The following is a 22,482-nucleotide window of genomic DNA, read 5'->3' on the forward strand; positions in this document are numbered from 1 at the left end:
AGCAGATTATGCGGACACTCACAGCAAAACTCATCAGTTCGTATCTGCGGAACAAATGAATGCTTTCGTTGGGTAGGTGCGGCTAACACCGTCCGGCATCGGCCGGATTTTGCGCGATCTGCACGCACGGCGGGTGTTCCTCTTCGTGCGGGCGCTGCGACCGGGGCTTTAGTTCCCTGGCTGACCCTAATTAATCCAGGCCTATTCGTGTAATTTCGGGCGCGTGACGAACACCGTTGATTCCGCGGGGACCGGTGGAGGGCGAGCGGCGCAGCGCGGCTCGGTATCGACGCTGGCAGTGGGCACGCCGCTGACGGTTAATCCGGATTACCGCAACGAGATACACACCGCCGAAGACGTCGTCGATGTGGAGCATTACGGTGGCGGCTTCGATCTCACGAGGCGGGCCACCGCCCCGAAACTGCGGATCGGCCGCGACCGATGGTTCAACCTGCTGTGGCTGATCCCGATCGGGTTTGCCGTGCTGATCGCCGGGATCGCGGTTGGCAAAGGCCTGCACCACATGCCGGCGGTGCAGTCGTTCATCCAGCACTATCCCGGATCGGACAGCGCCGGCGTGCCCCCCGGCCTGCCGGCGTGGATCGGCTGGACGCACTTCTTCAACCTCTTCATGATGATGTTCATCATCAGGACCGGGATCCAGATCCTCTGCGACCACCCCCGGCTCTACTTCAGCCGCAACGCCACCCCGGGTAAGGACGAGTGGCTGCGAGTGGGTCCGCCGGTTCCGGACGACGAGCTCTGGACCGCCAATGCCGACACCGTCGCCCTGCCACCGCAGCTGGGGCTGCCCGGCTTCCGGCACTCCATCGGCCTGGCCCGTTGGTGGCACCTGGGCATCGACGTGCTGTGGCTCGTCAACGGGGCCGTCTTCTACGTGCTGTTGTTCGCCACCGGCCAGTGGCGCCACATCGTGCCGACGAGCTGGGACGTCTTCCCGAACGCAGCGTCGGTGGCCATTCAGTACCTTTCGCTGGACTGGCCGACCGACAACGGCTGGGTCGCCTACAACGGCCTGCAGCTGCTGTCCTACTTCACCACCGTCTTCATCGCCGCCCCGGCCGCGCTGATCACCGGCCTGGGCATGTCGCCCGCGCTGTCTCAGCGGGTGCACTGGCTCAGCAAGCGGCTCAGCATCCAGCACGCGCGGTCGCTGCACTTCGTGGTGCTGGTCTACTTCCTGTTCTTCATCCTGGTGCACGTGACCATGGTTTTGACGACCGAGGCCCTGCGCAATCTCAACCACATGTTCGCCTCCCGCGATGACAACAGCTGGATCGGTTTCGGCATCTTCGCCGCGGCCATGGTGCTGACCGCGGTCGCATGGGTGTGGGCCACTCCCTTCACCATTCGTCACCCCCGCGTGGTGCAGCGGGTCGGCTATGCGCTGGTGGGTCCGTTCCAGCGGATGCTCGAGCAGCTGGACCCCAAGCCCGGCGCGTTCACCGAGAAGGACATCTCGCCGCACCACTGGCGCAACGGTCGCCTGCCGGAGACCGTCGAGTACAAGGAGCTCGAGCGCGACGACTTCAAGGACTGGCGGCTGAAGGTCTACGGCCTGGTCGAGCACCCGATGGAGTTCTCGCTCGAGGATCTGATGGCACTGCCCTACCACGAGCAGATCAGCCAGCACTTCTGCATCCAGGCGTGGTCGGGCGTCGCCAAATGGGGTGGCGTGCAAATGAAGACGATCATGGACATCGTCAAACCGCTGCCCGAAGCGAAATGGGCGGTCTTCTATTCGATGGGCCTGGGCGCTACGGGCGGCATCTACTACAACGCCCACCACATCGGCCAGATGGATCACCATATGACGATGCTGGCCTACAACATGAACGACCAGCAGCTCCCCTACATGCACGGCAGACCGCTGCGGCTGCGCAACGAATTGCAACACGGATTCAAACTGGTCAAGTGGATCAAAGGCATCGAGTTCGTCGCCGACTATCACGACATCGGCAGTGGATACGGCGGCTACAGCGAAGACCACAAGTACTTCGGGCGTCACCAGACGCTCTGAGCCGGGGCGGCGCGTCACCTCCGCCAAGTCGTTTGTCCGAACGGCCATTCGGGTAGCACCAACACATCGGCCGAAACGGATGTGACAGCAGAGGAGACGCCAATGAGGCACAACCCTGTCGACCACGATCGGACCAGTCACCGGCGCGCGCACGGATCGGTGCCGGCCGCGGCGCAGACGCCCGGGCTCCTCGTCGTCGCGGCGGCCGCGTTGGCGTTCGCCGTGTGCGTGACGAATTTCGCGCTGGGTCAGGCCGGCGCCGGCGTCGCCGCCGCCATCGTCTCGATGCTCGCCTTCGGGGCCGGCCTGTCCTGGCTTGCGATGGACCGCAGGCGGATTCGCGACGCCGAACGGCAGTGGGTGATCAGGCACCCGGCCCCGCGCTAGACCGACTATTGCAGGGCCGCGAGGTTGTTCACGGACTTTTGCACGTCGGAACGCAGCACCCTGGCGACCAATCCCCCGACCGGCCCGCTGAGCAGGCCGCCGCCGAGGTCGGCGGTGAGGTGGAACGTCGACCCGGGGTGATCGTCGGTGACGGTCATCGCCACCGTGAGGCGGATGCCGCCGCGTCCGCGGCCCTGCAGCTCAATCGCTTTCGGCTCGTCGTACCGGGTGACCTCCCAATGGATGACGTTGCGGAAGCCCTTGACCTTGACGCACGACGAGACGCAGGTGCCCTTCTCGATCGTGTCGGGCACCGGCCCCCGCCATCCGGCGAAAATCGTCATCCACTCGTCGAATCGATCCAGGTCGGACGCCAACTTCCAAGCCGCCTCCGGCGCTACCTGCGATTTCACCGAGACATTCACGCGAGCCAAAGTCTTCCTCCCCTGGCGGATCGGGACGCCGTCGCCGTCCCTGTCGGCGACAAACACACAACCGTGGCTGAGTACCCCGACACCGTCGCGCGTATTCGTGGGCCCGATCGCCACGAGCCGGGATGGTGGCGACCCGCTTCGCCCGGCTCGCCGCGCTCGCGATCGCCACGGGCCGGAATGGTGGCGACCCGCTTCGCCCGGCTCGCCGCTAGGGCCAGGCCTGCTCCAACTGCTGAGCCACGTCGATGATCTGCGCCGCCTGCGACTGGGGCGCGTCGATCTCGGTGGCGACATACTGCGCGATGAACCGGCGGATCTCACCGTCGACACCGGCCAGGATCCGCAACACCTCGCCGCGGATCGACTTCGACGAGACGTTGACGGTGATGTCGGAGGGCCGCGGCTTGGCGACGTCGACGATCAGCAACAGCGGTTCGGCCGCGCGCGCGGTCGCACGCAACTGGATGTCCCCCGAGACGACAAAACGCTGCTTATCCAGCCACAGGTCGACGAGCAGGTCGATCGAGAGCGGAATGTGGATGACGAAGGTGATGCTGTCGCCCAGCCGGCGAGTGACCCGCGGATCCTGAATCTTGACGTTGGCGCTGACTTTGGCGATCCCGCCCGGCCCCTGCGCTATCGGCTCCATGGCGAACTCGCTGCCGGCGATGTCGGCGAAAGCGGCGGCGACCCGCTCGGGGGTGACGGCGACCTCGAAGAACCTGCGGCCGAACTCTTCGTAGGTGACATAATCGTGATTCGTCATAGGCTTATACCGTCTCATGTCACCTGCCGGAACGGTCGCTGATCTGCTCGCGTCGCAGGATTTCCGCGCCAGATCCCCTCAGTCGAACCAGCAAACCCGATCGGTACCCGGTGGGCGATCTGCGTCGATCGGGCGGTTTTGTGAAGCGCGCCACAGGCGGAGCGCCTCGATTCGATGTGTCGGGCGGTGGCCTGCAAGGCTTGATGGTGGAGGTGTTTGGAGTCTCATGCCCCAGGAAATAACCGAGCAGCGCACGGACCGGGTGTCGGGGATGCTCATCTGGCTTGGCGGCGGACATCGCAATGAGCTGGGTGAGCGTCACGAACGGTCCACCCACGCCGTCGCCGGCGCGGTCGCGGTGTTGGGCGCGGTGCTGGCCTGGCTTGTCGCGACCCTGGCGATCTGCGGGTCGGCCCGCTGGCCGCTGCCGGCAGCCGTTCCGTGCACCCTCGTCTTCGGCCTGCTGGTCGGCGCCATCACCCGCGGCGCGATCCCGGGGCCGGGCCGCAGCCGTCCCGGCGTGGTCGGCCGAGCCGCGGTGGCGGGCGCGGCGGGCGTTGTGGTCGGCGAGCTCGCCGCACTGGTCATCCTGTCCAGCTCCATCGACCATCGGCTCGACGAACGGGCGTTGCGCAACGCCGAATCCACCCCCGCCGTCGCGCAGGTATCGGCGTCGCTCCAGCAGGCCAGGGATGCCCGCTCCGGGCTCGACGCCGCCGTCGCGCAGGCCCGGGACCGCCAGGACAAGGCCCTGATCGTGGCGCGCTGCGAATACCACCCGACGCCCGGCTGCCCGCAGACCCGGATCACCGGGGTACCCGGGGCCGGGCCCGAAACCCGCACGGCCAACGACCTTCTCGCCGATGCCCAGCGCGAATTGGACACCGCGCTGGCGGCCCGCGACAGCCGCGCACCGGACCTGGACGCCACGATTTCGCGGCAGGAGGCGGCGCTGCGCGACGCGCGGGACGCCGTCGTGGCGGATGCCGGCCGGGGCCTGGGCCCACGCTGGGTCGCGATGAATGACCTCAGCTTGGCCGAGGCGGGCCCGATGAGCCTGCGGGTGCTGACGGACGCGCTGTGCGTGCTGCTCTACCTGACGCCCCTGATCCTGGGACTGTGGCGCGGCGAGACAACCCACGACCGCAGGGCCACCTCGCGCGCCGAGCGCGAACGCGCCGAATTGGAGGCGGACACCGCCATCGCGGTCAAGCGGGCCGAGGTGCGTCGCGAGGCCGAAATCCTCTGGGCCGAACACCAACTCACGCAGGCCCGGCTCGCCATCGAGGCGCAGACCGAGATCGACCGTGAGCAGCAACGTCGTCGGGTTTCCGAGGCCCTGGACGCTCCCGCGCACGCACCGTCGCGGCGGGCCTTCGAGCCGGCCGACGACGACGTGTACCTGCCGATCGCCGCCGAGGCCGAGGCGGCCAGCCGGGCGCTCACCCAACTGCCCGCGCCGGAGCCGGCCGCCGGGATCGGTGATGCCCAGACGCCCGAGGTTAACCTGCCCGCTCCCGTGTCGCCGGGCGGCGAGGTCGAGGCCCACGAGGAACGACATGCCCCGCTGATCCCGTCGATTCCGGACGCCACCAAGGCCGCGGCACGCTGGATCCGCCCGCTGGTGCCGCCGTTCGTGGCGAAGGTGATCGACACCACCACCCAGCCACTGCGTTCCGCGCGCCAGGTGTTCGAAGGCGTCCTCGAAGAGACCGAAGAGATCACGTTCACGCTCAAGCGAAGCCGCAAGGTGACCGTCAACTCGGAGGCCTCGGACACCGAGCTGTCCGCACCGCGCTCCGCGCGGGCCCACTCCTCCGCTCCTGCAACAGAATTCATCGATTCGTCTCGCGCGGACGGCGCCGCGGTGACCCAGGGACAGCTGAGTGGAGGGGAGCACGAGGGGCTGTCGTTGAGCTCGACACAGCGCGAAGGCCGACCGGAATTGGTCAAACGTGACGGGCCGGCCGCGCTGGACTCGTATGACGGCCCTCGTCAACTCCCGCCCGCCTAAGCGTCCGGGTCATACCCGGCCCGCCGCCGAACCCGAAAGCGCCGCCCCCAGAGCGTGCTTTCGGGTCGGTATTGCCGTCGATGTTGTTGTAGTTGGAGGCGGCCGGGTTACCCCTCGAAAGCTCGGCCGCCCCAACGTCTTGGCGCGCGCTCAACCGGTCAGAGCGGCGGATTTGAACAGCGGCCCCCACTCGTGGCGAGCCGCGGACTGCGCGTCGACGAAGCTGGGAGTCTTCTCGCCGTCGCCCGCCAGGTGGACCAGCGCCCACGCCATCGCGAATACCGGTACCTTGTGCCGGATTGCCGCGCTGTGTAATTCGTCCAAAGCGGCGTCGGAAGGACACCGGCGAAGACCGATGAGAATCCCCCGCGCGGTGTCGAGAATGCGACCGGAGTTCGGGCCGCACGAAGTTTGGGCGGGGACCCAATTCGTCGTCATGCTGTTGATACATCCTGCTGCGCCCCAACGAAACCCACTACTCGCGTAGCGGCAGGAATCCGTGCGCTTCGTCGCGGCCGCAATCCCCAAAAGGCGCCCTGTGCAATGATTTGCGGATCCGTCGCGATGTGCCAGTCCGTCATTGACATTGATATGCGGCTGTGATCGTTTCGGAATCGGCCGCTCATCAACAAAATTCGCGACTCGTGGTAGCGAAACAGGCTGTGAATCAGCGTGATCGATTGCTGACCGTGTCCGCCGGTTCGACTACAGAATCGCCTTGGCCTCCTTCGCCTTGGCGATCTCGTCCCAGTCGACGCCCAGTTCCAGCAGGATCTCTTCGGTGTGCTGCCCGTGCTCCGGAGCGCGCGCGGGAGACGGTGGCGTCTCATCGAATTGAACCGGCGCGGCGACGATTCGGTACTTCTCACCATGATCGTCGACGTTGGTGATCACGTATCCGTTCGGTTCGACTTGCGGGTCGTTGAGGGTTTCGCGTGGCGTCGCGAGCGCGCCCCACACGCCCGGCTCGTCCTCGAGCACCGCCTGCCAGTGCGCGAGGTCGTGACTCGCGAAGGTGTTCGCTAACAGCTCGGTCGCCGCCGCCGCATTGGCAATCAGGTTGCTGGACGGCACGAATCGCTCGTCGTCGGCCAGTTCCGGCAGGCCCAGGCGCGTGCAGAAGCCCGCCCAGAATTTGTCCGGCTGCAGGAACACCAGCTGGATCCACCTGTCGTCTTTCGTCTTGTAGCGGTTGACGAGCGGATTGATGGCCAGGCCAGGCGGTGCGCCCGGGATGCCATCGATATCGAAGAAGTCGGCCGCACAGATCGACGGCGCTATCGACCACATCGCCTGGGCCAGCAGCGAAGAGTCGACGATCGTCGGTTCGCCGGTGCGTTCCCTGTGAAACAGTGCGGCGCACACCCCGCCGGCCAGCGTCACCCCGCCCTGCAGGTCACCGAAGCCGGGCCCCTGAACCGCGGGCGTCTCGCTGCCGAAGGGGGTGAGCGTGTAGGCGACCCCGCCGCGCGCCAGATACGTCGCCGCATCGAATCCGCCGCGATCGCGGTCGGGACCGCGGACCCCCAGCCCGGTGCCACGCGCGATGATGATATTCGGGTTGAACGCGTAGATGTCGTCGACGGTCAGCCGGGCGCGCTCGAGCGCACCGGGCAGCCAATTGGTCAAGAACACATCGGCACTGGCCAGCAGCCGGCCGAACAGCTCGCGGCCCGTTTCCGACTTGATGTCGATGGCGATGCTGCGCTTGCCCCGGTTGCCCAGCTCGAGGATGAAGTCGGCGTCCGGGCGGGCCGCCTGCCGGGTAAACCCGCCGACCACCAGCGCGCGGCCGGGATCGCCCGTGACGACGCCTTCCACCTTGATGACGTCGGCGCCCCAGTCCGACAGGGCGGCACCGGCGGAGGGCACGTAGGTCCACGACGCCAACTCGACAACCCGCACACCCTGAAGGACTCCGCCGTGCATGTCCGACATCGCCAACCCCCTCGTCGAGACCATTCCTTGCTATTTTAGATATTCTAGTTAGTCTTGGGCGTAGTGATAGCCCATCTGCAGGTCAGCGCAGTTTTTCGGGGAAGAGATGCGATGGAGCCGACCGAAGGTCGCATTCCGACGCCCGCCGCGATGAGCGCGTGCCGCGATGCGGCGCGCACGGGCGACGCACCGATTCGGTCCCGCCGCAATATCAGTCGTGACAACGAATGGCGTTGGGCCCCAATGTGGGTCGTGATGTAGACACACGGGCGAAGGACGGGCGATGGGCAGAGTGACTGGCAAGGTTGCCGTGATCAGTGGCGCCGCGCGCGGTCAGGGCCGTTCACATGCGCGGATGCTGGCCGCCGAGGGTGCCGACATCATTGCCGTGGACCTCTGCGCGGACATCGACACCAATGAGTATCCCCTGGCCCGCCCCGAGGACCTGGACGAAACGGCCCGGCTGGTGGAGAAGGAGGGCCAGCGCGCCCACACCGCGGTCGCCGACGTCCGCGACCGCGTCGCCCTGTCCGCGGCCATCGACGAGGGCGTCGCCGAATTCGGGCACCTCGATGTCGTGGTGGCCAACGCCGGCATCTGCCCACTGACGGCGGGCCTGCCGCCGAAGGCTTTCGCCGACGCGGTGGACGTGGACCTGGTGGGCGTGCTCAACCTCGTGCACGCCAGCCTCAAACACCTTCAGGCCGGCGCGTCGATCGTCGTCATCGGTTCCAACGCGGCCTTCATGTCCTCGATGAACACCACCGGCATCGACGGCGGCCCCGGCGGGGCCGGCTATGCGTTCGCGAAACTGGCTGCCGCACACTATGTCAACGACTTCGCCCTGGCGCTCGCCCCGTTCTCCATCCGGATGAACGCGGTGCATCCCACGAACGTCAACACCGACATGCTGCACAGCCCGCCGATGTACCGCGCCTTCCGGCCCGACCTGAAGGAACCGACCCGCGAGGACGCCGAACCCATCTTCCCGTTCGTGCAGGCGATGCCGATCCCCTACGTCGAGCCCGAGGACATCAGCGAGGCGGTGCTGTTCCTCGCCTCCGACGCCACCCGCTACATCACCGGCCAGCAGCTTCGCGTGGACGGCGGTGGTTTCCTCAAGGTCAAGCCATGGTCGGGCGCATGACCGCGACGGCACCAAACGGATTGCACCGCAACGGGACCCCACGATGACCGACGACCGCTCCGTCCAGCGGCGCCTCTACGCGCTCATGGTGCTGATGAAGGCGGCCGACGACCGGCTGTCCAAGGGGATCGGCACCGGGGAGTTCATGTGCGTGTACTGGCCGTCGCGCGGTCAGGAGGCGATCGCCGCCGCGATGGGTGTGGCGCTGCGGCCCGACGATCAGCTGGTGACCACCTATCGCGGGCTGCACGACCTCATCGGCAAGGGGGTGCCGCTCGAGGAGATCTACGGCGAGATGATGGGCCGCACCGTCGGCGCCGGCCGGGGCAAGGGCGGCACCATGCACATCGCCAAACCCGAGGTGGGCGTGATGCTTTCGACTGGCATCGTCGGCGCCGGGCCACCGGTGGCCGTGGGGCTGGCGATGGCCGGCAAGCGCAAGGGGCTCGATCGGGTCACCGTGGTCAGCTTCGGTGACGGCGCCACCAACACCGGGTCGTTTCACGAGGCGGCCAACATGGCCGCGCTCTGGGAGCTGCCGATGGTGTTCGTCTGCCAGAACAACCAATACGCCGAGATGACGCCGACCACCGACACCATGAAGCTCGACCGGGTGGCCGATCGGGCCGCCGGATACGGGATGCCCGGTGTGCGCGTCGACGGCAATGACCCGCTGGCAGTGAAGGATGCGCTAGAGGTGGCGCTGCGGCGAGCCCGCGACGGCGCCGGCCCCACCTTCATCGAGTGCGTGACGTTCCGATTCCGCGGCCACTACTTCGGCGACCGGATGCCCTACATCCCCACCGAACAACTCGAGGCGGCGATGGCCGCCGACCCGGTGCCGCGCTTCCGACGCCATCTCGCCGATGCTGGCGTGTGCGGCGAAGAGGAACTCGCACGGCTCGATGACGACGCTTTGGCGACGGTGGAATCCGCGCTGCGGGCCGTGCTGAACGCGGATTCCCCGTCGGCCGATGAGCTCGATCGTGACGTGTACGCAACGCCGATCAGGTTCCCGGTGTAGGGGCATGGACGACAAAGAGATGACGATGCGCGAGGCGCTGAACCTCGCACTGGATCAGGCACTCGCGGCCGACGGTCGGGTGTTCCTGCTCGGTGAGGACATCGCCGATCCCGGCGCATCCGGTCCGACCGCCGGGCTGTCGACGAAATACGGCCACGAACGCGTCCTGGACACCCCGATTTCGGAGGCCGCGATCCTTGGTGCGGCCGTCGGTGCCGCCATCGACGGTCTGCTGCCCGTGGCCGAGATCATGATCATGGATTTCATCGGCATCGCCGCCGATCAACTGATCAACAACGCCGCCAAACTGCGGTTCATGACCGCCGGCCGGACGTCGGCACCGATCACCGTTCGCACCCAGGTCTACGCGGGCCTTGCCACCGGGGCGACGCATTCGCAGGGCCTGGAGGCGTGGTTCATGCACATCCCCGGGATGAAGGTGATCGTCCCGTCCACCCCGCGCGACGGCAAGGGCCTGCTGACGTCGGCGATCTTCGACCCCGACCCCTGCCTGTTCATCGAGACCATCCGGCTGCAGGGCAAGAAGGGGCCGGTCCCCGTCGACCCCGGTTTCTCGATTCCGCTGGGCCAGGCCGAGATCAAGCGGTCCGGCGCCGATGTGAGCCTGATCGCCTACGGGCGCTGCGTGCACGACGCGCTGACCGCCGCGGTCACGCTGGCCGAGCAGGGGGTCAGCGCCGAGGTCGTCGACCTGCGCACCCTGGTGCCTCTCGATGTCGAGACCATCGTCGAATCCGTCCGGCGCACCCGCCGGGCCGTCATCGTGCACGACGCGGTCCAATTCGCCGGTCCGGGAGCCGAAATCGCCGCGACCCTGTCGGCCGAATTGTTCGGCGAACTCGACGCACCCGTCGAGCGGGTCGCCGCGCGGTTCGTGCCCAACCCGGCCGCCGCGGCCCTCGAGGCGCAGGTGTATCCGTCGCCGGCACGCATCGTCGAGGCGGCGCTCGCCACGCTGAGGGGCACCCTGCACGGGGCGAATGTACATGGCTGACTTCATCATTCGCATCCCCAGAGTATCCGTGGCGGTATCCGAGGCCGAACTCACCGGCCTGCTGGTCGGCGCCGGTGAGCATGTCGAGGCGGGCACGCCCATCTACGTGATCGCCACCGAAAAAGTGGAACAGGAGATCGAAGCGGGAGCGTCCGGCACCGTGCGCTGGACGGGCCAGGTCGGGACCACCTACGACATCGGCGCCGAAATCGGCGTCATCACGACTAAGGAAGGGTAAGCCCCAATGGATCTCAACGAGACCCGCGAGAGAATCATCTACGAAAAAGAGGGCCCGATCGCCCGCATCACCCTGAACTGGCCGGAGAAGGCCAACGCCCAGGACCAGAAGCTGGCCGAGGAGGTCGACGCCGCGCTGCTGGACGCCGACCGCGACTACGACATCAAGGTGCTGGTACTCAAGGCCAACGGCAAGGGCTTCTGCTCCGGGCACGCGATCGGCAACAACGCCGTTGACTACCCGTCGTTCGTGGAGAACGCCATGGTGACGGGCCACCCGTGGAAGGCGCAGTCGGACCTGTTCGTCAAGCCCACCCTGAACCTGTGGGAGTTCTCCAAGCCCACCATCGCGCAGGTGCACGGCTACTGCGTGGGCGGCGGCACGCACATGGGCCTGACCACCGATATCGTCATCGCCGCCGACGACGCTTACTTCTCCTACCCGCCGCTGCAGGGGTTCGGCATGCCGTCGGGCGAATGTTCCATCGAGCCTTGGGTGTTCATGAACTGGCGCCGTGCGGCCTACTACCTGTTCACCGCCGAGGTGATCGACGCCAAGAGGGCGCTGGAGGTCGGACTGGTCAACGAGGTGGTCAAGCGCGAGGATCTTGACGACCGGGCGGACGCGATCGCCCGCCACATCGCCCAGGCACCGTTGACGACACTGATGCTCACCAAGGCCAACCTCAAACGCGCCTGGGAGCTGATGGGCATGCGGGTGCACTGGCAGAGCTCCAACGATCTCGTCGCGCTCGCCTCGATCAGCAAGGACGTGCAGCAGCTGATCCAGACCGTGTTCAAGGACAAGGTGCTGCCGTCCGAACACGCCCGACGTCAGGCCGCGGCCGCCGCCCAGACCGACGGCGCCGCAACAACATAGGCCCACCGGTGAACATCGCCGACCACGCGATCGCAGCCGCACAGTCACCGGCGCTGGTGACCGACGGCGGCGCGATCTCGTTCGGCGACCTGTATGCCCGCAGCCGGCGGGTGGCCGCGGCGCTGCATGTGGCGGGGCTGCGCCGCGGCGACGGGGTGGCCCTGGTCCTGCCGAACCGGCCCGAGTTCATCGAAATCACCTGGGGCGCCCAGCTTTCCGGCCTCTACTACACCCCGGTCAACACCCATTTCCTGCCCGACGAGGTCAGCTACGTCATCGACGATTCGGACGCCAAGGCGGTCTTCGTCGATGCCTCGATGCCGGACCTGGCCGCGCACATCCGCGAGACCAACCACGCGGTGATCGCCCACCTCGCGGTGGGCGGCGCCCCGCCCGGCTGGCGATGCTACGAGGACGCATTGGCGACTGCGGGCGAGGCCCCACCGGCATCGGATGGGTCGGAGATGCTCTATTCGTCCGGCACCACCGGACGGCCCAAGGCGGTGCGGCGACCGCTTCCCGTCGACGGCAACGGATCCTGGGCGCAGTCGGTGCTCGAGATGGCGCTGATCCAAAAGCACGGCATGGGCCCGTCGAGTGTGTACCTGTCCCCCGCGCCGCTCTATCACGCGGCCGGGGTGAACTACACCATGGCGGCCAACCGGGTGGGTGCCGCGTCGATCCTCATGCGCAAGTTCGACGCCGAAACGGTGTTGCGTCTGATCGAAACCCACCGGGTGACCCACGCGCAGTTCGTGCCGACGATGTTCGTCCGCATGTTGAAGTTGCCCGCGTCGGTCCGGGAGCGTTATGACGTGTCGAGCCTGCGGTGCGTCATCCACGCGGCGGCGCCGTGCCCGGTCGACGTCAAGCACCGGATGATGGAGTGGTTCGGACCCATCATTCACGAATACTACGGTGGCACCGAGGGATTCGCAGGGACCACGATCGGGCCGCAGGAATGGATCGCGCATCCCGGCTCGGTGGGCATTCCGATGTCCCCGGTGCATGTGGTCGGCGAGGACGGCCGAGAACTGCCCGTCGGCGAGTCCGGCGAGCTGTATTTCGAAGGCGGCCCCGACTTCGAATACTTCAAGGATCCCGCGAAGACCGCATCGGTGTACAACGACCGGGGGTGGCGATCGCTGGGCGACGTGGGCTACGTCGACTCCGACGGGTTCCTGTATCTCACCGACCGCTCCACGTTCATGATCGTCTCCGGCGGGGTCAACATCTACCCGCAAGAGGCGGAGAATCTTCTGGTCATGCATCCAAAACTGGTCGACGCGGCGGTATTCGGGGTTCCCAACCACGAATTCGGCGAAGAGGTCAAGGCCGTCGTGCAGCCGGCCGACGGGGTGCTGCCCGGACCCGAGCTCGCGGCCGAGCTCATCGAATACTGCCGGGCCCACCTGGCCGGCTACAAGTGCCCGCGCACCGTCGAATTCGACACTCTGCCCCGCGACCCGAACGGAAAGCTGTACAAGAGACGCATCCGCGACCGTTACTGGCAGGGACGGGTATCGCGGGTCTTGTGATGTGACACAAGGGATGACGAGATGGCTGTAGGAATGGGTAACGAGATCCCCAGCGCACAAACCCCGCGCCGGCCGGGGGCGAATTGGACGCCGCTGCCGGTGCCCTGGGCGGTCCAGACCGCCGATCGAATTCCGAAGCAGCGCTACTACGACCCGGACTTCTACGCGCTGGAAGCGGAGCTGTTCTGGCCGCGGGTTTGGCAGATGGCGTGCCGGCTCGAGGAGATCCCCAAGCCCGGCGATTTCGTCGAATACGAGATCCTCGACGAGTCGCTCATCGTGGTCCGGGTGGACGGCGAGACCGTGCGCGCCTACCACAACGCCTGCCGCCATCGCGGCGTCAAGCTGGTGGAGGGCAACGGGAATCGGCGCACCTTCGTGTGCCCGTTCCATGGCTGGTGCTGGGGCATCGACGGCCGCAACACGTTCGTCCTGCGGCCCGAGGCGTTCGCCGCAGACAACATGGCCGACGACGACCTGCAGCTGGTGTCCGTGCGCTGCGAGCTCTGGGGCGGCTGCGCGTGGATCAACCTGGACGACGGCGCCCCGGCTCTGCGTGACTGGATGGAGCCGTTCGCGACGATCTACGACGCGTGGCAGGTGGACTCGCTGCGCGTGGAGTGGTGGCAATCCTGCCTGCTGCCGGTGAACTGGAAACTGGCGACCGCGGCGTTCATGGAGGGCTACCACGTCCCGCAGACCCACCCGCAGCTGCTGCCGTCCGCGCAGACCGGCAAGCCGTCCGCCGCGGTGCATCCCGTCGTCGCGAGCAGCCTGTATTTCATGCGCACGCTCGGCGAGGGCATGGGCGGCATGACGCACGAGAACGATATCCGCATCGCCGAGGGCCTGCAGAACATCGAATTACCGGCCGACCCCGCCGCGGCGATGCAGGCGTGGCGCAACGCGCTCAACGATGCCGTCGTCAAGTGGCACCGCGCCCGCGGCAGCGGCATGCCCGATCTCAACGACCTGGTCCGCCGCGGGATCACCGACGCAATCGGATTCGCCTTCCCGCACCACTTCATCCTGCCCACCTACAGCAGCGCATCCTCGTACCGCATCCGCCCGCTGGGACCCGAGGAGACACTGTTCGAGATCTGGTCTCTCACCCGGTTTCCGGCGGACGCGTCGGCCGGCAAACCCACGCCCCCAAAACCGATGGCGCCCGACGATCCGCGCTGGCCGCCCATCCCCGCCCAGGATTTCTCGAACCTGCCCAGGCAGCAGAAGGGGTTGCACGCACGAGGCTTTGAGTTCATGCGCCTGTCCGATCAAATCGAAGGACTGATCTCGAATTTCGAACGGGTCATCGACGGTTTCCTGGCGGGCCTGCCGTACGCCACCCTGCTACCCGCCATCCAGAAGACCAACACCACCATCGATGTACCCATCGCCGATCTCGGCTTCGGCTCGGAGGCGCCATGACCACCCGGTGGGACCACTCCGCGGACCTGGTCATCGCGGGCAGCGGCGGGGGCGGCATGGTCGCCGCCCTGGCCGCGCTGGACTGCGGGCTGCAACCGCTGATCGTCGAAAAGCAGCCGCTGGTCGGCGGCTCGACGGGGCTGTCGGGCGGCATCGTCTGGCTGCCGAACAACCCGTTGATGCGGGCCGACGGCATCGCGGACTCGCACGAGGACGGCCTGGCCTATCTGGCCGACGTGGTCGGCGACATCGGCGCGCCCTCCTCCCCCGAGCGACGCGAGATGTTCCTCACCGCCGGCTTCGAGATGATCAACTTCCTCACCCGCAAGGGTGTCCGACTGATCCGGTGCGCGGGCTGGAGCGACTACTACCCGAACCACAAGGGCGGCAACGCGTCCGGCCGCGCCGTCGAGGGCATCCCGTTCGATGCCGCGCGGCTCGGCGCGTGGCGCGACAAGGTGCAGCCGCCGCTGGCCAATAACTACGGATATGTGGTGCTGACCAACGAATTGCGGTCCGTCCAGTACTTCAACCGCGCGCCACGCGCCTTCGCCGTCGCATCGCGGGTATTGCTGCGCACCGCGCTGGCGCGCGCCCGGCGGCGCCGGCTCCTCACCAACGGCGCGTCGCTGATCGCGCAATTGCTCAAGGCGCTGATCGATCTCAGCGACGGGAATCCCCCGCTATGGACCGATGCCGCGATGGCCGACCTGATCGTCGACGACGGCCGGGTGGTTGGCGTGCGTGTCGTGCGCGACGGCAGGCCGCTCAACGTCGAGGCCCGCAAGGGAGTCCTGTTGGCCGCCGGCGGTTTCGGCCACAACAAGGAGATGCGCCGCCGATACAGCGGCGACCAGCCCAATGAGGGGAAGTGGTCGATCGCCAACGCCGGCGACACCGGTGAGGTGCTCGAGGCGGCGATGCGGCTGGGCGCCAAGACCGACCTGTTGGACGAGGCATGGTGGCTGCCCTCGGTTTTCATCGCCAACGGTGGTACCGTCGCCGCGTCGCTGGGCTCCGGACGTCAGCGCCCCGGCGCCATCTACGTCGACTCGGCCGGCAGGCGGTTCTGCAACGAGTCCAACTCCTACGTCGAGGTCGGCAAGGCGATGTATGCGAACAAGGCCGTCCCGTGCTGGATGATTTTCGACGAGGGATACGTGCGCCGCTACGTCACCAGCGCGAATCCCCTGAAGCGGAATCAGCCGCTGCCATCCGAACTGATCGAGTCCGGTGCGGTCAAGCGCGCCGCCACGATTTCTGACTTAGCCCGCGAGATCGACCTTCCCGCAGGCGAATTGGCGACTACGATCCAGCGGTTCAACCAATTCGCGGCCAGAGGGCTGGATCCCGACTTCGGCCGGGGCCAGTCGGCCTACAACGACTGCCTCGGCGACCCGGGGTACCGGCCGAACGCCGCGATCGGGCCGCTGGACACCGCCCCGTACTACGCGACTCGGGTGCTCCCCGCCGACGTCGGAACGTGCGGCGGCGTGATCACCAACGAGCACGCCCAGGTTCTCGACGAACACGATCGGGTGATCGACGGCTTGTACGCGACGGGCAACACCACCGCGACGGTGATGGGCCGGACGTATCCGGGCGCCGGCGCGAGCATCGCCAGCTCGATGGTGTTCGGCTACGTCGCCGCCCGCCACGCGGCGGGACGCAGGCTCGCCGGCGAGATGAGCCGCTGACCGGACACCGTCACGTTGGCGGCGAGTCGGGTTTGTCGACGAATTCGCGCGGCTTCATGCCCGACTGCATCAGCTCGGCCCGTCGCGCCTGCACATCGGTCGCGGCGCCGACCATGTTCGTCAAGATGTGACTGACCTGCAGATGCACCCGCATCCCCATCAGCTCCCACGCGCGCTTGACGTTGTTTTTGACCGCCATCAGTGTGGTCAACGGGATTTGGGCGATCTTGCGCGCCATCTCCTCCACGGTGTCCTCGAGCTCGTCGCGCGCCACCACCCTGTTGAGCAGGCCCCACTCGAGGGCCTGCTGCGCGGACAGGGTCGGCGCCAGCAGCAGCCAGTCCATGGTGCGGTGCCAGTTCATCAACAACCACGGCTCGATCATCGTGTGCCCACCGGGTTCGCCGAGGCTCTGGGCAAGTGGCATCTGGAAATACGCGTCGTCGGAGGCGACGCAGAAGTCGGTCAGCAAGCCGAGATAGATCCCGCCGCCCATGCAATAACCGTGGATTTGCGAAATGGTCGGCTTCGGGAATTCCCACAGATACAGCGTCGGCCACAGAAACAGATCCGCGGTGCCCTTGTACAGGTCCTCGAAGGTGTCCCCGAAATCCGGATAAGGGTTTTCGTCCGGGCCCCACCGCGCCACATGGCCGCCACAGAATCCCTTGCCGTTCGCCTTGAGGATCACGACCTTGATGTCGTAGTCGCGGTCGGCCTCGTGCAGGCAGTTGTCCACCTCGCCGACCAGGACCGCGTCTTTGGTGTTGGCTTTGTCCACCCGGTTCAGAATGATCCGTGCGATCGGCGGTTCGCGCTCGTAGATGACCGCCTCCAGGACGCGCCGCTCCATCCCGGTGACATTACCGGAGACCGCAGTAGGGCGAATTCGCTTTGTGGTTGCGCAATGTTCGCGGGAGGAGTGAAGTGTATGGAGGCGCTGGATAGTGCGTGAGGAATGGAGCTGCGATGACGACTCCGTCGGACCGAGCCGCACAGCTCGACCTGATAGCCCGGCTACAGTCCTCCTACCCCGAACTCCCCGATGCCCCCACGCCGGATCTCATTGACCACGAACGCTTCAGCGCCTACGTCAAGACTCCCCACGACGTCGGCGGCGAGCCGGACGCCCCCATCGAATTCGAGAACAAGCAATACGAGATCTGGGAGCACAACACCTACGTGATGTGCGAGGTGCTCGGCTGGCGTGGGATCTGGCTCTCCGAGGAGCGACGCCGAATGGGCAACGTCGACCTGGGCCGCACCATCTATCTCGGCCTGCCCTACTACGGGCGGTGGCTGCTGGCGGTCGCCCGCGTCCTCGCCGAAAAGCACCACATCGGCCTGAGCGAATTGGCCGAACGCATGGCCGAGGTGAAGGCCCGCTATGCGGGCGGCCTGGACGGTAAACCCTTGGAGGCCAACCCGAAGTCCGAAGGCGACCCCGCCGCGGTCACCCGCAACCGGCACCACCGCCACGCGGTCGGCAAGGGCGACCCACAGGTGTTCGCCGGACAGGCCGGCACGCCGAAGTTCAACGTTGGGGACACGGTCGTGGTCCGGGACCTGCCGGTGCTGCTCTACACCCGCACCCAGGAGTACGTGCGCGGCGCCACGGGCGAGGTCGCCGTCGTGTCCTACGAGAGCCCCGCCGCCGAGGACGAAACCTGGGACGGGCCAGACCAACAACCCGAATGGTTCTACATCGTCCGGTTCAACCTCTCCGAGTTGTGGCATGGCTACACCGGACCGGCCAACGACACGCTGCAGACCGAGCTCCCCGAGCGGTGGCTCGAACCCGCCGGATAGCGCCGGAAAGGACCTCAGCATGACCGCCCACGACCACGACCACGATCGCACCGCCGCGCCGATGGTGGACGAGATCACCGACTTCGAGGTCCTCGAGATCGCGCTTCGCGAATTATGCATCGAGAAGGGCATCTTCACCGCCGAGGACCATCGCCGCTTCACCGAGTTCGCCGAACAGATCGGCCCCACGCCCGCGGCGCGCCTGGTGGCGCGGGCCTGGCTCGATCCCGGTTTCAAGGAGCTGGTGCGCTCGGACGCGCTCGCGGCCAGCAAGGAGGTCGGCGTCGACTGGTTGGAACCGACCGGATTCGGAACGCCGAGCGACTTCACCGCCCTGCACGTGCTGGAGGACACCCCGACGCTGCATCACGTGATCGTCTGCACGCTGTGCTCGTGCTATCCGCGCCCGATCCTGGGCAATTCGCCGGAGTGGTACCGCACACCCAACTACCGCCGTCGCATCGTGCGCTGGCCGCGTCAGGTGCTCGCGGAATTCGGCCTGATCCTTCCGGAGGACGTCGAGATCCGGGTGGAAGACTCCAACCAGAAGCATCGGTTCATGGTGATGCCCGTCCGGCCGGACGGAACGCAGGGCTGGACCGAGGACCAACTCGTCGAAATCATCACGCGCGATTGCCTGATCGGCGTTGCGCTGCCCAAGCCGGGGGTGACGACCAACGTCGTCACCCAGACGCGTCCGGCCGTGCACCCCGTCGACGATTGATGCGAGCGAAGAGATGAGCACCGCGCACACCCCGCGGCCCGCCGAAGACACGGTCGTCGCGCCGCTGACGAAAATCGTTGAGCGCAACCAGGTCTGGAGTCGCATGGCGGCCAAGTACGGCGTCGGCAACCCGGTGCCTCCGTGGAAGACGAGCCTGGACGGGATCTGTGACGCGCTCGACCACAGCGCCCGCGGCGCGCAGGTGCTCGGTTTCGCCGACCGGCGCGGCGACGAGGATGCCCTGTCGGCGACGATCTACGCGAACCTGCCCTATCCGGAGAACCGGCTGGTGGCGTTGGCCCACTCGCTGGTGGTGCGCGGCGTCATCGACGAGTCGGAACTCGAAGACAGGCTGGCCACGGTGCGCGCCCGGCTGCAAGGCTGAGCGAAGTCGAAAGGTTGCGGCGGCGAACCGCGGTTTCCGGGCTGGTTAGAGGATTGCCGTTCGATACGCTAGGCTGGCAGCAACGTTGGCTTCATGACATTGCATGCCAACACCGTCGTGGAACGCTTCCTCATCCCATTGGTGCCGGCCCAAAGCTCGCGCTTGTCACCTAGATGATCCGTGCATCCCGCACTAGCTTGTCTCGCGGCGATCGATTTTGCCATCCGGCAATCTCGCCACCTCGTGCCGATGCCGCGCGGCGTTCTCGCCTGCGGCACGCCACCACCGATGCCTGAAAGGCACCGAAAAGTGACTACCGACAAGACATTCGCCGACCTCGGCGTGCGCACTCAGCTGGTCGACGCGCTCGCCAAGCGCGGCATCACCCACCCGTTTCCGATTCAGGTCGAGACCCTGCCCGACACGCTCGCCGGACGCGACGTACTAGGCCGCGGAAAGACCGGCAGCGGCAAGACGCTGGCCTTCTCCATCCCGCTGGTCAGCAGGCTGACGCAGGGAACCCAACGCTCACGACCGTCGGGGTTGGTGCTCGCGCCGACCCGAGAGTTGGCGACGCAGATCACAGCGACGCTCGAGCCGTTGGCGACGGCCTGCGGCCTGCGGATCACCACGATCTTCGGCGGCGTATCGCAAAGCCGTCAGGTCGCCGCGCTCAAGTCCGGGGTCGACATCGTGGTCGCCTGCCCCGGCCGGCTCGAGGACCTGATGAAGCAGCGGTTGATCAGCCTCGAGGCGGTCGAGATCACCGTCATCGATGAGGCCGATCACATGGCCGACCTCGGCTTCCTGCCCGGCGTCACCCGGATCCTGGCCGCTACTCCGAATGGTGGCCAGCGGCTGCTGTTTTCGGCGACCCTGGACAACGGCGTCGACAAGCTCGTCACCCGATTCCTCCGGAACGAGGTGCTGCATTCGGTCGACGAGGCCAACTCGCCGGTGTCCGAGATGACCCACCACGTTTTCCACGTCGCCAATGCCGAAGCCAAGAAAGAGGTTGTGCACCGGCTCGCATCCGGTACCGGGCGCCGGATCCTGTTCATGCGCACCAAGCACCAGGCGCGCAAGCTCGCCAGGCAGCTCACCGAGGCCGGTGTTCCGTCAGTTGACTTGCACGGCAACCTGTCTCAGCCCGCACGCGAGCGCAACCTGGCACTGTTCGCCTCGGGCGGCGCCCGGGTGCTGGTGGCGACCGACATCGCGGCGCGGGGTGTGCACGTCGATGAGGTCGAGCTCGTGGTGCACATCGACCCGCCCGCCGAGCACAAGTCCTATCTGCACCGGTCGGGGCGCACGGCGCGGGCGGGAAGCGCCGGTGACGTCGTCACCGTGGTGCTACCCGAACAGCGCCGCGACACGCAGATGCTGATGCGCAAGGCCGGCATCAAGGTCGCCCCGCAACAGGTGACCGCGGCCTCGGATGCGGTGCAAGCGCTGGTGGGCGAGGTCGCGCCGTATAAGGCGCCCGCACCCGTCCGGGCGCCCTCGCACGCGCCGCAGCAGCCTCGGGCCAACTCCGGCGGGCAGCGGCGCCGCCGGACCGGCAGGTCGCCGAGGACCAATGCCACCCCCATCGAATCGGCAATGACCCATCGTTCAGGTGCGCCGAAGCGGGGGCCGGATCGTCGCCGCGCGAGCCGTGCGCAAGGGAGCGCCGGCCGGCCGGCCGGTCACGGTAGTTCAGCGGCGGGCCAGTAGCCACGCCTGGCCGTCGCCTTCGTCGGCGCCGAGCAGGTCCAGGCCGGCGAAGGCGGCGGGCAGTTCGCCGGCCGCGGCGCGGAACGGGCCGGGGCTCGCCCCGACCTCGCTGAGCGCGGCGATCGCGAGCAGGCCGCCCGGCGCGAGTCGTTCGACGATCGCCCGGTCGAGGCGGGGGTCGCGGAACTTGCAACACAAGATGACGTCGACCGGGGTCCCCGCCGGCAGGCCGCCGTCGAAATCGACGACGTCGAAGCGACAGCGGTTGCCCAGCGCGGCGCGCTGGGCCAGCTCGCGCGCCTGGCTGATCGCCACCGGGGAGACATCCATCCCCACCACCTGCAGACCCCGGGCGGCCAGCCAGACCGAGCCGGTCCCCTGGCCGCAGGCGAGGTCGAGGGCCCTGCCGGCGGTGGGAAACAGATCCGCATGCCCCGCGAAAACGGCGGGCGGCGCAACCGAACTCAGCGGCGGCGGCCCCATCGCCGCGTACCTTTCGTCCCAGCGATGCCGGTCCGCTTCGCCCATAGGCGCCACAATAGAACGACGTGCGCCGCTGACAGTGAGCCCCGTTTTAGACAGCTGTCTGTAAAAGGGCACGCGCGTCCGCACCAGTCGGGCCAGCCGGCCCACGATGGATCCCGTTGTTGGCGACGAGTCCCGTTTCTACACTGGACGAGTGTCTAGAGAAGCGTCGTTCCCGGTCGTCGCCGGGAAGGCGGCGGGTGCCGGCGCGGCCCGCCGGTCGGATCGTCGGCCCGGGCAGACCATTCGCAAGGTCCTCGACGCCGGGCTGGCGGAGCTGCGGGAATCCTCGTACGCGAACCTGACGATGCGCGCGGTGGCGACCCGAGCCGGGGTGTCGCCGGCCAGCGCCTACACCTACTTTCCGTCCAAAAGCGCCCTGATAGCGGCGGTGTACCTGCGCTTCCTGCGCGACCTGCCGCTGCATACCGACGTCAACGACACGACGAAGACCCGGGTCAGCGCGACCCTGCGGGACATGGCGGTCGTGGTCGCCGACGAGCCGGAGCTGACCGCCGCCTGCGGCGCCGCGTTGATGGCCGACGATCCGGCGGTCGCGCCGCTTCGGGAACAGATCGGCGAAGAAGTGTCCAAGCGGATTGGCGCCGCGCTCGGACCGGGCTGGCCCCGATCCGTGAAATCCACGCTGCAGATGACCTTTTCCGGCGCGCTGATGACCGCCCGGTTCGTCAGCTTCGCCGAAATCTCGGGACAGCTCGACGAGGCCGTCAACCTCATCCTGGGCGCATCGGTCGCATGAGAGTGACGGTGGCCCAG

The 22,482-nt window shown here is 67.3% G+C and carries 22 protein-coding genes; 16 read left to right on the forward strand and 6 right to left on the reverse strand.

Features of this window, described 5'->3' with window-relative positions:
* Positions 1–298 precede the first annotated feature (298 nt).
* Together ACYQ8K_RS00055 and ACYQ8K_RS00060 are read left to right on the forward strand one after the other, a co-directional pair.
* Complete coding sequence (locus ACYQ8K_RS00055; RefSeq protein WP_459966585.1) at positions 299–2,041, forward strand: molybdopterin-dependent oxidoreductase; 1,743 nt, start codon at positions 299–301, stop codon at positions 2,039–2,041.
* A gap of 102 nt (positions 2,042–2,143) precedes the next feature.
* Positions 2,144–2,428 carry a LapA family protein gene (locus ACYQ8K_RS00060; protein ID WP_459966292.1) on the forward strand — a complete coding sequence of 95 codons (285 nt, stop codon included), beginning with the start codon at positions 2,144–2,146 and terminating at the stop codon, positions 2,426–2,428.
* A 5-nt stretch (positions 2,429–2,433) separates the two neighbouring features.
* On the opposite strand, the gene ACYQ8K_RS00065 is transcribed toward ACYQ8K_RS00060, so the two are convergent.
* Both ACYQ8K_RS00065 and ACYQ8K_RS00070 read right to left on the reverse strand, forming a co-directional pair.
* Entirely contained in the window at positions 2,434–2,862 is a 429-nt protein-coding gene (locus tag ACYQ8K_RS00065; protein WP_459966587.1) for a type II toxin-antitoxin system Rv0910 family toxin, read from the reverse strand.
* 208 nt (positions 2,863–3,070) lie between these two features.
* The gene (locus ACYQ8K_RS00070) at positions 3,071–3,628 is read right to left on the reverse strand and encodes a hypothetical protein (protein WP_076055436.1); all 558 of its coding nucleotides are present in this window, start codon (positions 3,626–3,628) and stop codon (positions 3,071–3,073) included.
* A 226-nt stretch (positions 3,629–3,854) separates the two neighbouring features.
* Between ACYQ8K_RS00070 and ACYQ8K_RS00075 the strand changes: the two genes are divergently transcribed.
* Positions 3,855–5,642 carry a DUF4407 domain-containing protein gene (locus ACYQ8K_RS00075; protein WP_459966294.1) on the forward strand — a complete coding sequence of 596 codons (1,788 nt, stop codon included), beginning with the start codon at positions 3,855–3,857 and terminating at the stop codon, positions 5,640–5,642.
* Positions 5,643–5,792: 150 nt separating this feature from the next.
* Here the strand turns inward: ACYQ8K_RS00075 and ACYQ8K_RS00080 are convergent, their stop codons facing one another.
* Together ACYQ8K_RS00080 and ACYQ8K_RS00085 are read right to left on the reverse strand one after the other, a co-directional pair.
* Positions 5,793–6,080: an ANTAR domain-containing protein gene (locus ACYQ8K_RS00080; protein ID WP_064950012.1), complete on the reverse strand. Its 288-nt coding sequence runs from the start codon at positions 6,078–6,080 to the stop codon at positions 5,793–5,795.
* A gap of 267 nt (positions 6,081–6,347) precedes the next feature.
* A complete protein-coding gene (locus tag ACYQ8K_RS00085) occupies positions 6,348–7,571 on the reverse strand; it encodes a CaiB/BaiF CoA transferase family protein (protein ID WP_459966588.1) in 1,224 nt (407 codons plus the stop codon).
* A 292-nt stretch (positions 7,572–7,863) separates the two neighbouring features.
* Between ACYQ8K_RS00085 and ACYQ8K_RS00090 the strand changes: the two genes are divergently transcribed.
* Genes ACYQ8K_RS00090 through ACYQ8K_RS00125 form a run of 8 tightly spaced genes read left to right on the forward strand, consistent with a single transcriptional unit; the run spans position 7,864 to position 16,546 of the window.
* On the forward strand, positions 7,864–8,727 hold the full coding sequence (locus ACYQ8K_RS00090) for a mycofactocin-coupled SDR family oxidoreductase (protein WP_459966295.1): 864 nt from the start codon (positions 7,864–7,866) through the stop codon (positions 8,725–8,727).
* Positions 8,728–8,770: 43 nt separating this feature from the next.
* Positions 8,771–9,751, forward strand: a complete 981-nt coding sequence (locus ACYQ8K_RS00095; protein ID WP_459966296.1) for a thiamine pyrophosphate-dependent dehydrogenase E1 component subunit alpha — start codon at positions 8,771–8,773, stop codon at positions 9,749–9,751.
* Between the two features lie 4 nt (positions 9,752–9,755).
* The gene (locus tag ACYQ8K_RS00100; protein ID WP_459966297.1) at positions 9,756–10,766 is read left to right on the forward strand and encodes an alpha-ketoacid dehydrogenase subunit beta; all 1,011 of its coding nucleotides are present in this window, start codon (positions 9,756–9,758) and stop codon (positions 10,764–10,766) included.
* Positions 10,759–11,004, forward strand: a complete 246-nt coding sequence (locus tag ACYQ8K_RS00105; protein ID WP_459966299.1) for a biotin/lipoyl-containing protein — start codon at positions 10,759–10,761, stop codon at positions 11,002–11,004. The genes ACYQ8K_RS00100 and ACYQ8K_RS00105 overlap by 8 nt, the downstream gene beginning before the upstream one ends.
* Before the next feature lie 6 nt (positions 11,005–11,010).
* On the forward strand, positions 11,011–11,883 hold the full coding sequence (locus ACYQ8K_RS00110) for an enoyl-CoA hydratase-related protein (protein ID WP_459966300.1): 873 nt from the start codon (positions 11,011–11,013) through the stop codon (positions 11,881–11,883).
* Positions 11,884–11,891: 8 nt separating this feature from the next.
* Positions 11,892–13,421: an acyl-CoA synthetase gene (locus tag ACYQ8K_RS00115; RefSeq protein ID WP_459966301.1), complete on the forward strand. Its 1,530-nt coding sequence runs from the start codon at positions 11,892–11,894 to the stop codon at positions 13,419–13,421.
* A gap of 33 nt (positions 13,422–13,454) precedes the next feature.
* Entirely contained in the window at positions 13,455–14,849 is a 1,395-nt protein-coding gene (locus ACYQ8K_RS00120) for an aromatic ring-hydroxylating oxygenase subunit alpha (protein WP_459966590.1), read from the forward strand.
* Positions 14,846–16,546, forward strand: coding sequence for an FAD-binding protein (locus ACYQ8K_RS00125; protein WP_459966303.1), 1,701 nt, complete (start codon positions 14,846–14,848; stop codon positions 16,544–16,546). Before ACYQ8K_RS00120 ends, ACYQ8K_RS00125 begins: the two co-directional genes overlap by 4 nt.
* Before the next feature lie 10 nt (positions 16,547–16,556).
* Here ACYQ8K_RS00125 and ACYQ8K_RS00130 read toward each other — a convergent pair whose 3' ends face one another.
* Positions 16,557–17,399, reverse strand: a complete 843-nt coding sequence (locus tag ACYQ8K_RS00130) for an enoyl-CoA hydratase-related protein (RefSeq protein WP_459966304.1) — start codon at positions 17,397–17,399, stop codon at positions 16,557–16,559.
* Positions 17,400–17,515: 116 nt separating this feature from the next.
* Here ACYQ8K_RS00130 and ACYQ8K_RS00135 point away from each other — a divergent pair, with 116 nt between their 5' ends.
* The 4 genes from ACYQ8K_RS00135 to ACYQ8K_RS00150 all read left to right on the forward strand — a co-directional run bounded on the left by ACYQ8K_RS00135 (position 17,516) and on the right by ACYQ8K_RS00150 (position 21,180).
* Positions 17,516–18,355 carry a nitrile hydratase subunit beta gene (locus tag ACYQ8K_RS00135; RefSeq protein ID WP_459966305.1) on the forward strand — a complete coding sequence of 280 codons (840 nt, stop codon included), beginning with the start codon at positions 17,516–17,518 and terminating at the stop codon, positions 18,353–18,355.
* A gap of 19 nt (positions 18,356–18,374) precedes the next feature.
* The gene (gene scnC / locus ACYQ8K_RS00140) at positions 18,375–19,079 is read left to right on the forward strand and encodes a thiocyanate hydrolase subunit gamma (RefSeq protein ID WP_459966306.1); all 705 of its coding nucleotides are present in this window, start codon (positions 18,375–18,377) and stop codon (positions 19,077–19,079) included.
* A gap of 13 nt (positions 19,080–19,092) precedes the next feature.
* A complete protein-coding gene (locus ACYQ8K_RS00145) occupies positions 19,093–19,464 on the forward strand; it encodes a thiocyanate hydrolase (RefSeq protein WP_459966308.1) in 372 nt (123 codons plus the stop codon).
* A 309-nt stretch (positions 19,465–19,773) separates the two neighbouring features.
* Positions 19,774–21,180, forward strand: a complete 1,407-nt coding sequence (locus ACYQ8K_RS00150; protein ID WP_459966309.1) for a DEAD/DEAH box helicase — start codon at positions 19,774–19,776, stop codon at positions 21,178–21,180.
* Here the strand turns inward: ACYQ8K_RS00150 and ACYQ8K_RS00155 are convergent.
* Positions 21,163–21,708, reverse strand: coding sequence for a class I SAM-dependent methyltransferase (locus tag ACYQ8K_RS00155; protein WP_459966310.1), 546 nt, complete (start codon positions 21,706–21,708; stop codon positions 21,163–21,165). The genes ACYQ8K_RS00150 and ACYQ8K_RS00155 overlap by 18 nt on opposite strands.
* Positions 21,709–21,859: 151 nt before the next feature.
* Here ACYQ8K_RS00155 and ACYQ8K_RS00160 point away from each other — a divergent pair, with 151 nt between their 5' ends.
* Complete coding sequence (locus ACYQ8K_RS00160) at positions 21,860–22,465, forward strand: TetR/AcrR family transcriptional regulator (RefSeq protein WP_459966311.1); 606 nt, start codon at positions 21,860–21,862, stop codon at positions 22,463–22,465.
* The last annotated feature ends 17 nt before the right edge of the window (positions 22,466–22,482 follow it).

Source organism: Mycobacterium sp. MUNTM1 (genome assembly GCF_054660795.1).

Bases quoted from the DNA above. Each gene is read 5' to 3' on its own strand.
- ACYQ8K_RS00060 (WP_459966292.1), top strand. From the start codon at position 2,144: ATGAGGCACAACCCTGTCGACCACGATCGGACCAGTCACCGGCGCGCG.
- ACYQ8K_RS00070 (WP_076055436.1), bottom strand. From the start codon at position 3,628: ATGACGAATCACGATTATGTCACCTACGAAGAGTTCGGCCGCAGGTTC.
- ACYQ8K_RS00075 (WP_459966294.1), top strand. From the start codon at position 3,855: ATGCCCCAGGAAATAACCGAGCAGCGCACGGACCGGGTGTCGGGGATG.
- ACYQ8K_RS00080 (WP_064950012.1), bottom strand. From the start codon at position 6,080: ATGACGACGAATTGGGTCCCCGCCCAAACTTCGTGCGGCCCGAACTCC.
- ACYQ8K_RS00085 (WP_459966588.1), bottom strand. From the start codon at position 7,571: ATGCACGGCGGAGTCCTTCAGGGTGTGCGGGTTGTCGAGTTGGCGTCG.
- ACYQ8K_RS00090 (WP_459966295.1), top strand. From the start codon at position 7,864: ATGGGCAGAGTGACTGGCAAGGTTGCCGTGATCAGTGGCGCCGCGCGC.
- ACYQ8K_RS00095 (WP_459966296.1), top strand. From the start codon at position 8,771: ATGACCGACGACCGCTCCGTCCAGCGGCGCCTCTACGCGCTCATGGTG.
- ACYQ8K_RS00100 (WP_459966297.1), top strand. From the start codon at position 9,756: ATGGACGACAAAGAGATGACGATGCGCGAGGCGCTGAACCTCGCACTG.
- ACYQ8K_RS00105 (WP_459966299.1), top strand. From the start codon at position 10,759: ATGGCTGACTTCATCATTCGCATCCCCAGAGTATCCGTGGCGGTATCC.
- ACYQ8K_RS00110 (WP_459966300.1), top strand. From the start codon at position 11,011: ATGGATCTCAACGAGACCCGCGAGAGAATCATCTACGAAAAAGAGGGC.
- ACYQ8K_RS00120 (WP_459966590.1), top strand. From the start codon at position 13,455: ATGGGTAACGAGATCCCCAGCGCACAAACCCCGCGCCGGCCGGGGGCG.
- ACYQ8K_RS00125 (WP_459966303.1), top strand. From the start codon at position 14,846: ATGACCACCCGGTGGGACCACTCCGCGGACCTGGTCATCGCGGGCAGC.
- ACYQ8K_RS00130 (WP_459966304.1), bottom strand. From the start codon at position 17,399: ATGGAGCGGCGCGTCCTGGAGGCGGTCATCTACGAGCGCGAACCGCCG.
- ACYQ8K_RS00135 (WP_459966305.1), top strand. From the start codon at position 17,516: ATGACGACTCCGTCGGACCGAGCCGCACAGCTCGACCTGATAGCCCGG.
- scnC (WP_459966306.1), top strand. From the start codon at position 18,375: ATGACCGCCCACGACCACGACCACGATCGCACCGCCGCGCCGATGGTG.
- ACYQ8K_RS00145 (WP_459966308.1), top strand. From the start codon at position 19,093: ATGAGCACCGCGCACACCCCGCGGCCCGCCGAAGACACGGTCGTCGCG.
- ACYQ8K_RS00155 (WP_459966310.1), bottom strand. From the start codon at position 21,708: ATGGGCGAAGCGGACCGGCATCGCTGGGACGAAAGGTACGCGGCGATG.